The organism is Nitratireductor sp. ATLC21, from assembly GCF_057196525.1.
Window position 1 is genome coordinate 119,598 of sequence record NZ_JBXUOU010000004.1, and the last position, 12,309, is coordinate 131,906.

The 12,309-nt window shown below is 62.7% G+C and carries 13 protein-coding genes; 8 read left to right on the plus strand and 5 right to left on the minus strand.

Annotation, left to right across the window (positions count from 1 at the left end; translation table 11 throughout):
* Nucleotides 1-6: 6 nt before the first annotated feature.
* The 5 genes from AC2CHD_RS18535 (at nucleotide 7) to AC2CHD_RS18555 (ending at nucleotide 6,596) form a co-directional block, all read left to right on the plus strand.
* Entirely contained in the window at nucleotides 7-948 is a 942-nt protein-coding gene (locus tag AC2CHD_RS18535; RefSeq protein WP_484554834.1) for an ABC transporter permease, read from the plus strand.
* A gap of 29 nt (nucleotides 949-977) precedes the next feature.
* Nucleotides 978-1,832: an ABC transporter permease gene (locus tag AC2CHD_RS18540; protein ID WP_245291872.1), complete on the plus strand. Its 855-nt coding sequence runs from the start codon at nucleotides 978-980 to the stop codon at nucleotides 1,830-1,832.
* Nucleotides 1,833-2,138: 306 nt separating this feature from the next.
* A complete protein-coding gene (locus AC2CHD_RS18545; RefSeq protein ID WP_484554835.1) occupies nucleotides 2,139-3,800 on the plus strand; it encodes an ABC transporter ATP-binding protein in 1,662 nt (553 codons plus the stop codon).
* Nucleotides 3,801-4,182: 382 nt separating this feature from the next.
* Nucleotides 4,183-5,346: a M20 aminoacylase family protein gene (locus tag AC2CHD_RS18550; protein WP_229450743.1), complete on the plus strand. Its 1,164-nt coding sequence runs from the start codon at nucleotides 4,183-4,185 to the stop codon at nucleotides 5,344-5,346.
* A gap of 119 nt (nucleotides 5,347-5,465) precedes the next feature.
* Complete coding sequence (locus AC2CHD_RS18555) at nucleotides 5,466-6,596, plus strand: M20/M25/M40 family metallo-hydrolase (protein ID WP_484554960.1); 1,131 nt, start codon at nucleotides 5,466-5,468, stop codon at nucleotides 6,594-6,596.
* Here the strand turns inward: AC2CHD_RS18555 and AC2CHD_RS18560 are convergent.
* Nucleotides 6,565-7,167, minus strand: coding sequence for a TetR/AcrR family transcriptional regulator (locus AC2CHD_RS18560; RefSeq protein WP_484554836.1), 603 nt, complete (start codon nucleotides 7,165-7,167; stop codon nucleotides 6,565-6,567). The genes AC2CHD_RS18555 and AC2CHD_RS18560 overlap by 32 nt on opposite strands.
* An 87-nt stretch (nucleotides 7,168-7,254) precedes the next feature.
* Between AC2CHD_RS18560 and AC2CHD_RS18565 the strand changes: the two genes are divergently transcribed.
* Complete coding sequence (locus AC2CHD_RS18565) at nucleotides 7,255-8,049, plus strand: crotonase/enoyl-CoA hydratase family protein (protein WP_484554837.1); 795 nt, start codon at nucleotides 7,255-7,257, stop codon at nucleotides 8,047-8,049.
* A 9-nt stretch (nucleotides 8,050-8,058) separates the two neighbouring features.
* Here AC2CHD_RS18565 and AC2CHD_RS18570 read toward each other — a convergent pair whose 3' ends face one another.
* Entirely contained in the window at nucleotides 8,059-8,934 is an 876-nt protein-coding gene (locus AC2CHD_RS18570) for a LysR family transcriptional regulator (RefSeq protein ID WP_484554961.1), read from the minus strand.
* 167 nt (nucleotides 8,935-9,101) lie between these two features.
* Here AC2CHD_RS18570 and bla point away from each other — a divergent pair, with 167 nt between their 5' ends.
* A complete protein-coding gene (gene bla, locus AC2CHD_RS18575; protein ID WP_484554838.1) occupies nucleotides 9,102-9,986 on the plus strand; it encodes a class A beta-lactamase in 885 nt (294 codons plus the stop codon).
* A gap of 23 nt (nucleotides 9,987-10,009) precedes the next feature.
* Here the strand turns inward: bla and AC2CHD_RS18580 are convergent, their stop codons facing one another.
* Entirely contained in the window at nucleotides 10,010-10,489 is a 480-nt protein-coding gene (locus AC2CHD_RS18580; RefSeq protein ID WP_484554839.1) for an Lrp/AsnC family transcriptional regulator, read from the minus strand.
* Nucleotides 10,490-10,633: 144 nt separating this feature from the next.
* On the opposite strand from AC2CHD_RS18580, the gene AC2CHD_RS18585 reads away from it, so the two are divergent.
* Nucleotides 10,634-11,647, plus strand: coding sequence for a 1-aminocyclopropane-1-carboxylate deaminase (locus AC2CHD_RS18585; RefSeq protein ID WP_484554840.1), 1,014 nt, complete (start codon nucleotides 10,634-10,636; stop codon nucleotides 11,645-11,647).
* A 12-nt stretch (nucleotides 11,648-11,659) separates the two neighbouring features.
* On the opposite strand, the gene AC2CHD_RS18590 is transcribed toward AC2CHD_RS18585, so the two are convergent.
* Both AC2CHD_RS18590 and AC2CHD_RS18595 read right to left on the minus strand, forming a co-directional pair.
* Nucleotides 11,660-11,986, minus strand: coding sequence for a type II toxin-antitoxin system PemK/MazF family toxin (locus AC2CHD_RS18590; RefSeq protein ID WP_171900112.1), 327 nt, complete (start codon nucleotides 11,984-11,986; stop codon nucleotides 11,660-11,662).
* Nucleotides 11,977-12,264 carry a hypothetical protein gene (locus tag AC2CHD_RS18595; protein WP_484554841.1) on the minus strand — a complete coding sequence of 96 codons (288 nt, stop codon included), beginning with the start codon at nucleotides 12,262-12,264 and terminating at the stop codon, nucleotides 11,977-11,979. The genes AC2CHD_RS18590 and AC2CHD_RS18595 overlap by 10 nt, the downstream gene beginning before the upstream one ends.
* Between the last annotated feature and the right edge of the window lie 45 nt (nucleotides 12,265-12,309).

Genomic DNA, 12,309 nt, shown 5'->3' on the forward strand with positions numbered 1-12,309 from the left:
GTTTCGATGTTAGGCTACATCACCAGACGCATCCTGGCCGTCATCCCGGTCATGACCATTGTCGCCATCTTCGTTTTCCTCCTGCTGCGGCTCACCCCGGGTGACCCGGCGGCGATCATTGCCGGCGACATGGCCACACCTGCCCAGCTTGAGCGCATCCGCACCTCGCTTGGCCTCGCCGACCCCTTGCACGAACAGTTCATCACATGGGTGGGGCTGCTTCTTCAGGGTGAACTCGGCACCTCTCTCATTTCCAGCACGCCTGTCACCCAGATGATCGGGCAACGCATCTGGCCGACGGTCAACATCGCCGTGCTGACGATCCTGCTTTCGGTGCTGATTGCCGTGCCTATGGGCGTGCTCGCCGCATGGCGGCACCGCACCTGGGTCGACTATGCGGTGATGACCTTCTCGGTTCTGGGCTTTTCCATTCCCGTCTTTGTCATCGGCTACATCTTCATCAAGATCTTCTCGATCGAGCTGCGCTGGTTTCCCGTTCAGGGCTATGTCGCGCCATCGGAGGATTTTGGGAAATTCCTCTCCCGCGCCATTCTGCCATGCCTGACGCTTGCCACCATCTATGTGGCGCTGATCGCCCGCATGACACGCGCGTCCATGCTTGAGGTGCTGGGCGAGGATTACATCCGCACCGCGCGCGCCAAGGGCGTGAAGGAAACGATGGTCCTTTTCCGCCATGCACTGGCAAACGCGGCCGTGCCGATCATGACGATCATCGGCACCGGTTTCGCGCTCCTGATCGGCGGCGTGGTGGTGACGGAAAGCGTGTTCAACATTCCCGGCATCGGCCGCCTGACCGTCGATGCCATTCTGGCCCGCGACTATCCCGTCATCCAGGGCATGATCCTTTTGACGAGCGGTCTCTATGTTCTGATCAACCTGCTCATCGATCTTTCCTACACATTCTTCGATCCGAGGATCCGCTACTGATGGCCGCTTCACATCAACCCGCATCCCGCATGCAGTGGCTCTTTGGCGCCATTGCCCTTCCACGCGGCTGGCGGCTCGGCGCCGGCCCGATCATCGCGGCCATCGTGCTTGCAATCATTGTCATGCTTTCGGTGCTCGCACCGCTGATCGTGCCGCACGATCCCATGGCCATCGACGCCCTCCAGCGCCTCAAGGGACCGAGCGAAACCTATCCGCTTGGCACCGACGCCTATGGGCGTGACGTGCTTTCGCGTGTCATCACCGGTGGGCGTGTCTCGCTCTTCATCGGCATCTCGGCAGCGATTGTCAGCGTGATGATCGGCCTTCTGATCGGCCTTGTCTCCGGCTTTTTCCGGATGGCGGATGCCATCATCATGCGCATCATGGACAGCCTGATGGCCATCCCCTCGATCCTGCTCGCCATTGCGCTGGTCGCGCTCAACGGGCCGAGCATCTGGTCGGTCATGGGCGCGATCACCATTCCCGAGATACCGCGTGTCGTGCGGCTGGTGCGTTCGGTGGTGCTTTCGGCGCGCGAGGAACCCTATGTGGAAGCGGCCATCGCGCTCGGTTCCTCCATGCCGAAAATCCTGTGGCAGCATTTGATGCCGAACACGCTCGCGCCGCTCATCGTGCAGGGCACCTATATCTGCGCGTCAGCCATCCTCACCGAAGCGATCCTCTCCTTTCTGGGGGCGGGTGTTTCGACCGAAATTCCCACATGGGGCAACATCATGGCCGAAGGCCGCGTGTATTTCCAATTGAAGCCTTCGCTCATTTTCTGGCCCGGGCTCATGCTTTCGCTGTGCATCCTGTCGATCAATCTTCTCGGCGACACCGCGCGCGACATGCTGGACCCGCGCCTCAAGAAGCGGGAGGGATGAAATGACAGTGCTGTTGTATACCCAGCTTACAAACAGTCCCGTCGCAATCGGCAACTGCATCTCGTTGTGTTGTCTCGCAAACGGCGTCATCCCGGAAGCCCGAAGGGCTGTCCGGGACCCATTGGAAGAACATCGTGGAGCGCGGCCCGGCTCCGGTTCGAACGCGAACTGGCATCACCCACACCTTCTGCAGAGATCGGCCGTGCCTCTCAATGGGTCCCGGCTCTTCCTTCGGTCGGCCGGGATGACGGAAACGGGAGGTGACTCCCGACAGTGCTCCAAGCCTCACATCCCGGAGCACGCAATATGAAATTCAAGACCCGCACTTTCGACGATCTGCCAATTGTTCTGGAAATCGAAAACCTGACCGTGCGCCTTGCCGGCAACGAGAAGGCCGCACCCGTGCTCGACCGGGTGTCGCTCACGATCAGGCAAGGCGAAACGGTTTGCCTTGTCGGTGAATCCGGCTCGGGTAAATCCGTCACATCGCTCTCGGTCATGGGGCTCCTGCCGCGTGGCGCACTGGAGGCGACGGGCGGGCGGATCGGGCTTGAGGGCAGGAACCTGCTCGAGCTCGGGCCGCAGGCCATGCGTGACATGCGCGCGCAGAAAATATCCATGATCTTCCAGGAGCCGATGACAGCACTCAACCCGGTGATGCGCGTGGGTGAACAGATCGAGGAGGTGCTCAACACGCACACCAAACTCTCCGCCCGGGAGAAAAAGGCGCGTGTGCTCGACATCATGAACCAGGTGCATCTGCCCGATGTGGAGCGCATCTACCGTTCCTATCCGCACCAGCTTTCCGGCGGCCAGCGCCAGCGCATCATGATCGCCATGGCGCTGATCCTCGAGCCGCAGCTTCTGATCGCCGACGAGCCGACGACCGCGCTCGACGTAACGACGCAGCAGCAGATTTTGAGCCTGATCGCCGAACTGCAGGAAAAGCATGGAACCGCCGTGCTCTTCATCACGCACGATATGGGCGTGGTGGCAGAGATTGCCGACACTGTCCACGTGATGAAACTTGGCCGGATTGTCGAGCATGCCCCCGTGGAAGAGCTTTTGCGCCGGCCACGGGAAGAGTATACGCGCCAGCTTCTGCAGGCCGTGCCAAGCCTGACCCCGCGCGCCGCACGCGATACGCCGGAAGGCGCGCCCGTGCTCTCGGTCAACAGCCTGCAGAAGATCTATGGCGCGCACGGGGTCTTCAAACGCACGGAGCCGACGAAAGCGGCTACCGATGTGAACTTCACCATCCCGCGCGGGCGCACGCTGGGCATTGTCGGAGAAAGCGGCTCGGGCAAGTCAACCGTCGCGCGCTGCATCATGCGGCTGATCGACCCGACCGAGGGCGAGATCCGCGTGGCCGACCAGGAAATCGCCACGCTTTCGCGCCGGGCGCTCCGGCCTCTGCGCCGTCACATCCAGATCGTGTTTCAGGACCCGTTCCGATCTCTGAACCCGCGCTGGACGATTGGGCGGAGCCTTGTCGAGGGACCGCTGAACATGGGGACGGACAGAAAGGCGGCACTTGAACGCGCTCGTGAACTTTTGAAGCTGGTCGGCCTGCCCGATGATGCGGTGGACCGCTATCCGCACCAGTTTTCAGGTGGCCAGCGACAGCGCATTGCGATCGCGCGCGCCATCGCCATGGAGCCCGATGTTCTGGTGGCGGACGAGGCTGTTTCCGCGCTCGATGTTTCGGTGCAGGCGCAGGTGCTCGACCTGCTCGACGAACTTCAGCAGAAACTCGGCATCGCCATATTGTTCATCACCCATGATTTGCGCGTTGCGGCGCAGATCTGCGACGAGGTGGTGGTGATGCAGCATGGTCGCGTGGTCGAGCATGACAGCGCGGCCAATGTGCTCGCCGCGCCGAAGCATGCTTACACACGCGCGCTGATCGAAGCGGCGCCGGGGCGCCAGTGGGATTTCGCCAATTTCCGTGAGCTGGACAGTGTGTGAGGCGTGTTTCGTGACCGATGCTGCAGCCGCTCCCGCCTCCGCCCGCCCCTCACCCTTACCCTCTCCCCGCACGCGGGGAGAGGGGGTGTCGGCGCTGGCGCTATGGCTTTGTTCAGTCGGCGCGGGGCCGAAAAGGGTGATGTCTGTGTTCTCTTCGACACCTGCCGGCTCACGCCACCACGCGCCCAGCGCTCGCCCCTCACCCATACCCTCTCCCCGCAGGCGGGGAGAGGGGGCGTCGGCGCTGTTGCTTGCGCTTCGAACGGCTGTGTGCCCGTTTCCCCACCGCGTCCTTCTCCCCGCAGGCGGGGAGAAGGTACCGGCAGGCGGATGAGGGGCTTGCGCCTTGCCCGTCAGTTTTCATTCAACACCGGAGACTACCATGCCCGTACTACCCAAAATCGCCGACTATGCGGATGAGCTCACCGAGATCCGCCGCGACTTCCACCAGCATCCCGAGATCGGCTTCGAGGAAGTGCGCACCTCCGGCATCGTCGCGGAGCTTCTGAAAAAATGGGGCGTGGACGAGATCCACACCGGGCTCGGCAAGACCGGTGTGATCGGCGTGATCAAGGGCAAGAAGGAGGGCGGCCGCACTGTGGGCCTGCGGGCCGACATGGACGCGCTTCCCATGGATGAGATGACCAATCTGCCCTACGCCTCCAAGAACCCCGGCGCCTTCCATGGCTGCGGACACGACAGCCACACGACCATGCTTCTGGGTGCGGCGCGCTATCTGGCCGAAACGCGCGACTTCGCGGGCCGAGCGATCATGATCTTCCAGCCGGCGGAAGAGGGGCTAGGCGGCGCGCGCGCCATGCTGGCCGAAGGGCTGTTCGACAAGTTTCCCTGCGACGAAATCTATGGCATGCACAACAACCCGCTTGCGGAGCCGAACAAGTTTGGCGTCAAGCCGGGGCCGGCCATGGCGGGGGCGACCTTTTTCGACATCACCATCAATGGCGTCGGCAGCCACGGCGCGATGCCGCATCACGCGCGCGACCCGATCGTGATTGCTACGGCGCTGGTGCAAAACCTGCAATCGATCGTCAGCCGCAATGTGCAGCCGACACAGCCGGCGGTGCTTTCGGTGACGCAGATCCATTCCGGCTCGGCCTATAATGTGGTGCCCGACAAGGCGGTGATCTCCGGCACGATCCGCTATTTCTCCGACGAGGTGCGCGACCTGATCCACGACCGGGTGGCAAAGCTCTGCGCCGGCTTTGCGGCGAGCTATGAGGTGGAGATCGTGCCGGACCTGCGGCCCGTCTTCGACGTGCTGATGAACGATGCCGACCTCTCCGAAGCCTATCGCGAGGCGGCGGCAGAGATTGTCGGCGAGGAGAACGCGACCATCACCAAAGAGCTGGTCACCGGAAGCGAGGATTTCGCCGACATGCTGAAGGCTGTCCCCGGCGCCTATTGCACGCTTGGGCACAAGGGCTCGATCCCGGTGCACAATCCCGGCTTCATTCTCGACGACGACATGCTGCCCGTGGGCGCGAGCATCATGGCGCGGATCGTCGAAAAGCGCCTTCCGCTCTGACAGACACGACAGCGCTTTCGCTGAAATGCGAAAGCTCTCCAACCCATTGTTTTGCGCAATTCCGGACGGAAAACCGGTTTCCACTTTTCCTGGAATTGCTCCAGTTCAGGACACACATGATGAACATCAAAGACCTGCCCTTCGACACCGAAACGATGCTGGCCGGGCTCAAGCCCTGGATCCTCTGCGAAAGCCCCACATTCGACGCGGCTGCCGTGGACCGCATGATGGATCTTGCGGCCTACGAGCTCGCCGCGATCGGCGCGGAGATCGAGCGCATTCCGGGCCGGATGGGCTTTGGCGGCTCCGTGCGGGCGCGCTTTCCGCACAAGGATTTCGGCAAGCCGGGCATTCTCATTTCCGGCCATCTCGACACGGTGCATCCCATCGGCACGCTGGAGAAGAACCCGTGGCGCATCGAGGACGGGCGCTGCTATGGCCCCGGCATTCAGGACATGAAGGGCGGCAATTATGTGAGCCTTGAGGCGATCCGCCAGTTGATCCGCGCCGGCATCGAGACGCCGCTGCCGATCACCGTTCTGTTCACGCCCGACGAGGAGGTGGGGACGCCTTCAACGCGCGAGCTGATCGAGATGGAAGCGCGCAAGAACAAGGTGGTGCTGGTGCCCGAACCCGCGCGCCCCGACGGCGGCGCGGTGACGGGCCGCTATGCCATTGCGCGCTTCAACGTGAAGACGGCGGGCCGGCCGAGCCATGCGGGCTGGGCGCTCAAGGATGGCCGCTCGGCCATCGCCGCCATGGCGCGCAAGGTGCTGGAGATCGAAAGCATGACCGGGGAGGACTGCACCTTCTCTGTGGGTGTGATCCATGCGGGGCAATGGGTGAACTGCGTGTCGTCCACCTGCGATGCGGAAGTGCTTTCCATGGCCAAGCGCCAGGCCGATCTCGACCATGGCGTGGAGCGCATGCTGGCGCTTGCGGGCGAGGAAAACGACGTGGTGATCGAGGTGACGCGCGGCGTGACGCGGCCCGTGTGGGAGCCGGATGCGGGTACGATGGCGGTTTATGAACTGGCGCGCGGGATTGCCGGCGAAATCGGCTTCGAGCTGACCCATGCCAGCGCCGGCGGCGGCTCGGATGGCAATTTCACCGGCGCGCTCGGCATCCCCACGCTCGATTCCATCGGCGTGCGCGGGGCGGGGCTGCACACGCTCGGCGAATATATCGAGACCGACAGCCTGGTGGAGCGCGCTCGGCTCATGGCAGCGCTTTTGACGCGGGTGACATAAAACCCTTTCCGCGCAGCAACGCCGCAGCCGCTTCGCCGGCGCTGCGGATATAGGCCGTGTCGTGGTGCACGAGCATGGTGGAAAAGGCGCCGTCGAGCAGAAGCAGGACATGGCGCGCGAGCTGCGGCGCGTGGTCGGGCTGTTCGGCGGCGATCACCTCGGCAAGCCAGGCCTCAAGCCGCTTCTTGTGGGCCGAGGCCTGCTTCACCGCCGGGTGACCCGGTGTCTCGACCAGTTCGGCCGCCGTGCGCAGAAAACCGCAGCCCTTCCAGCGGCGGCTTGCTGCCACCTTGGCGATGTTGTCGAAGATGGCTCGGATGCGCTCGGAAAGCGGACCCTCCGCTTGCGCGAACCATCTGGCGAAGAGGTCGAGATTGGGCTGGTCGCGGGAGGCGAGATAGGCCGTGACCAGATCGTCCTTGCTGCGGAAATGATAATAGAGCGTCTTCTTGGTGAGGCCCGCCTTCTCGGCCACCGCGTCCATGCTGACGGCGCGCACACCCTTGCCATAGAACAGGCGGCTGGCCGTTTTGACGATTTTTTCCCGGGTTTGTGTGGCGTCTCTGGGCATGGCAATCTACACTGACTAGTGAGTTTATATAATTGATGTCTGATGTTAGCCCAGATGCAGGTTTCTGCAAAGGCATCGGAGGATGACATGTCGACCAGCACAGTGCTTTTTGAGAAGCGCAGCCATATCGCGCTGCTGACGCTCAACCGGCCACAAAAGCTCAACGCCCTGAACTACGCGACCAATGACAGGCTCATGGAGCTGCTGGATCAGATCGAGCAGGATGAGACCATCAAGGCGGTGATCCTGACAGGGGCGGGGGATCGGGCCTTCTCGGCAGGCGGCGACATTCATGAGTTTTCGCAAAGCATCAAGGACGGCGTGGATGTGGCGGTGCGCGATTTCGTGCGGCGCGGGCAGACGATGACGTCGCGCATGGAGGCGTTTCCGAAGCCCATCATCGCGGCGGTGAACGGGCTTGCCTTCGGCGGCGGCTGCGAGATCACCGAGGCCGTGCATCTGGCGATCGCAAGCGAGCGGGCGCTCTTCGCCAAGCCGGAGATCAACATCGGCATCCCGCCCACCTTCGGCGGCACGCAGCGCCTGCCAAGACTGGCCGGGCGCAAGCGGGCACTTGAATATCTGCTGACGGGCGATCCCTTCAGCCCTGACCGGGCCTGCGAGATGGGCATCGTCAACCGGGTCGTGCCGCATGGAAAACTTCTCGATGCCGCCTTCGAACTGGCCGAACGCATCACGCGTCATTCACCGCTGGCGAGCGCGCGTATCCTCCATGCGGTGACGCGCGGGCTCAACACCACCATTGCGGAGGGGCTGCTGATCGAGAGTGAACAGTTTGCCAGGATGGCAGTGACCCGCGACGTGCATGAAGGCCTCGGTGCGTGGATCGAGCGGCGGACCCCGCGCTATGAGGGGCGGTGATGCCGCGATTCAGGTGGCGCGGGAAGACTCGGTGATGATCCATTGCCGGAAACGCGCCATCGCGTTTGTCTGTGGCCGGTCCGAGTGCCAGGTGAGGTAATAGCGGCCGGCAGACACCGTGGTGCCAAAGGGCTGGGTCAACCGTCCCTCGGCCACCTGACGCGCAAACATGGCGACCGGCAGCAGCGCGACGCCCGCGCCCTCAGCGGCGAGCTGCGCCAGGGCGATGGAGGAATCCAGCACCGGGCCGGTGACGGGCGGGCAGGGCGCTTGGGCCGCCTCGAACCAGCCTGGCCATTCGGCACTGCGATAGCTTCTTAAGAGAACCATCTGGGCCAGATCCGCAGGCTCCGATAGACGCAGCGCGAGGGACGGCGCGCAGAGCGGCGCCATGGGTGCTGCGACAAGCGGGACCGCATCATTTCCGGTCCAGCTTCCATTGCCGAAGCGGATCGCCATGTCGAGCCCTTCACGCAGAATGTCGACGCGGTTGTTGTTTGTGGAGATGCGCAGGTCGACCTCCGGATGGGCGTTCTCGAAGGCGGCAAGCCTGGGCAACAGCCAGCCGAGCGCGAAGGTGGTGTTCACGCCGATCTTCAGGAGCTCCACATCGCGCCGCCCGGTGATGCGGGACAGCGTGCGGGCAATGCCGTCGAGCCCGTGTTCCAGCACGGGATAGAGGAGGCGCCCCTCATCGGTCGGCACTAGCCCGCCGGACGCCCGCAGGAACAGGGCGACACCGAGCCTATCCTCCAGCCGGGCGATCTGGTGGCTGACGGCGGCCTGCGTGACCCGCAGCTCCTCCGCCGCCCTGGTGAAACTGCCCTGCCGCATGGCGACCTCGAACACGCGCAGCGCATTGAGCGGAATATCGGCTCTGTCCATAGGCATTACTTTATCTAATGATGCCCCTGATCATTTGTCGTTTGCGGCGTGAACGCAAGCCGAAATATAGGATTGTCATGACATTGACTGATGTCATGCAAGGGCATAGCGGGGCTCCTCCGCCGACTGACAGGCAAACGCCAGCCGGCATGAACAAGGAACAAGACATGCGTAAACTGACATCTGTTCTGTCGCGCTTCGCGGCAGGGCTCGCGATCGGCCTGTCGCTTTTCGGCCCCGCCAGCGCAGAAGAGGGCGCTGCGACGCTCTCCCAGACAGTCGAGCGAATTGAAAGCACGCTCGGCGCACGGGTGGGCATCGTGATCCGCGACACCGGTTCGGACTGGCGCTGGAGCCACCGCGCGGAAGAACGGTTTCTGATGAACAGCACGGTGAAGGCGCTGGTTTGCGGCGGCGTGCTTGCGAAGGCCGATGCCGGGGCGCTCGCTCTCGAAGATGCCCTGCCCATTCGCCAGTTCGATATCGTTTCCTATTCGCCGGTGACCCAGAAGCAAGTGGGCAAGGCCATGTCGATCGCAGATCTTTGCCTTGCCACACTGGACATGAGCGACAATGCGGCAGCGAACCTCCTGATCGGCCGGCTGGGCGGACCGAAGGCGGTCACCGCGTTTCTACGCGATATCGGCGATCGCGTCAGCCGCCTCGACCGGCTGGAGCCGAAGCTCAACGCCTTCGCGCCCGGTGACCCGCGCGACACGACGACGCCGGCAGCCATGACCGAAACCTGGCATGCCCTGCTTCTGGGCGATGTGCTGAAACCCGCCTCGCGCACGCAACTCATCGAATGGATGAGCCATGGCGGCGTGACCGGCGCCCTGATGCGCGCCTCCCTGCCCAAAGACTGGGCGATCTCCGACAAGTCCGGCGCGGGAAGCCACACGCGCAATCTGGTGGCCATGGTGACGCCGCCCGGCCGCGCACCCTTCCTCGTCTCGATCTTCATTTCCGACACGGATGTGGATTTTGAAACGCGCAATGGAGCGCTGAAGGATGTCAGTGCAGCCATCGTGAACGTGCTGAAAAGCCGATAGGAACGATACGGACGGCGCGGCGCTCAGAAATCGAGTGCAGCGCCGTCCACCACCTCCTTCATGACGAAAAAGGTGCGCGTCTGGCGCACGCCGGGCAGGGCGATCAACTGGCTGCCGTGCAGCCGGTTGAAATCGGCCATGTCGCGCACCCGGATCTTGAGGAAATAGTCGAAATCGCCGGCGACCAGATGGCAATCGAGAATGAAGGGCAATTTGCGGATCGCCGCTTCGAAGGCGGAAAAGCTTTCAGGCGTGGAACGATCGAGAACCACACCGACCATGACCAGAGCCCCGCGCCCGACCGACTGCGGAGCGACCGCCGCATGAACGCCGCGCACATAGCCCTCCCTGAAAAGCCGCTCGGTGCGGCGGTGGCAGGTGGCGGCACTGACGCCGACAAGCTTTGCCAGATCGGCATTGCTCAGCCGGCCATCGCGCTGCAGATGGCGGAGAATGCGCATGTCGGTGCGGTCAAGATTGCTCTCGGTGGAAGATTCTTCCATTCAGACTCCTATCGATTTAGAAAGTGCGTCAGATATTAGGTCATGCCTGCATTTCATAAGCAATCTGCTGCTTAAATCTGAAAGCACATTCCGCAATTTATCGGCTAGGCTCGCCTCAAATCAGACATCATCGAAAGGCCTGCCATGCTGGAGAAATTCGAACGCTATCCACTCACTTTCGGCCCCACGCCCATCGAGAAGCTGGAGCGCCTTTCCGCGCATCTGGGCGGCGGGGTTTCGCTCTATGCCAAGCGGGAGGACTGCAATTCCGGCCTCGCCTTCGGCGGCAACAAGCTGCGCAAGCTGGAATATATCGTGCCCGATGCGATTGCTTCAGGTGCCGACACGCTGGTTTCCATCGGCGGGGTGCAATCGAACCACACCCGCATGGTTGCCGCGACGGCGGCGAAGATCGGCTTCAAATGCCGGCTGGTGCAGGAAAGCTGGGTGCCGCATGAAGATGCCGTCTATGACCGGGTCGGCAATATTCTCTTAAGCCGCGTGATGGGTGCGGATGTCGAAATGGTGGACGAAGGGTTCGACATCGGCATTCGCGAAAGCTGGGAAAACGCGCTGAAAGACGTGGAAGCGAAAGGCGGAAAACCCTATGCGATCCCCGCCGGCGCCTCGGTGCATAAATATGGCGGCCTCGGCTATGTGGGTTTTGCCGAAGAGGTGCGCGCGCAGGAGAAAGAGCTCGGCTTCACCTTCGACTATATCGTCGTCTGCACCGTGACGGGCTCCACTCATGCCGGCATGCTGGTCGGTTTTGCCGCTGACGGGCGGGCGCGCAAGGTGATCGGCATCGATGCGTCCGGCACGCCGGACCAGACCCGCGCGCAGGTGCTGGAGATCGCGCGCAACACGGCGAAGCTGGTGGAACTTGGCCGTGACATAGCGGACGACGATCTGGTGCTGATCGAGGATTATGCCTACCCCGCCTATGGCGTGCCCTCGGAAGAGACGAAGGACGCAATCCGGCTTTGCGCGCGGCTTGAAGGCATGATGACCGACCCGGTTTATGAAGGCAAATCCATGCAGGGCATGATCGACCTGGTGAAGAAGGGATTTTTTCCCGAAGGTTCGAAAGTGCTCTATGCGCATCTCGGTGGCGTGCCGGCCATCAACGGCTACAGCTATGCCTTTCGCAATGGTTGAGGGGAGAGGGGGTTATACCCCCAGAAAACGCGCAAGCGCCTGATCCACCTCTGCCAGCAATGGTGTCTCGATGCGGCCGATACGGCGTCCGAGCTTCGCCACCGGCACGGCTGCGGGCTTGTCGACCATGATCTGCGAGACGGCCCTGAGGCCGTTTTCCTGCGAGGGCGCGACGGTGATGCGGAAAAGCGGCCATTCATGCACATCGCTGGTGATCCGCAAAACCACCACAGACGGCAATTCGGCAAAGGCATCGTCCTGCACGACAAGCGCGGGGCGCGGCTTGCCATAATCGCCGGCGACAGCAATGGTCACCAGATCCCCGCGCCTTATTTCCATTCGTCACCAAAGAAAGATAGATCGTCTTCCAGCTCACGCATGACCGCCGCCTCGTCGGACGAGACCCGGCTGGCAGCGGCGGCTTCACGTGCCTGCCGCGCGGCCTCCTCCTCAAACCGGCGGCGCCTGTCCTGTTCGATCTTCTCAAGAGCGAGACCGCGCATCAGCGCACCGAGAGATTTCCGGTCTTTTCTGGCAAGACGCGCAAGCGCATTCTTCGTCTCACCATCAATGCGGAAGGTGATCGACTCTTCTTTCTGGTTTTGCATTCGCGGCATGGCACGTCCCTAGGGTCAGGACATTTGATCTTGCAAGATGTAAGA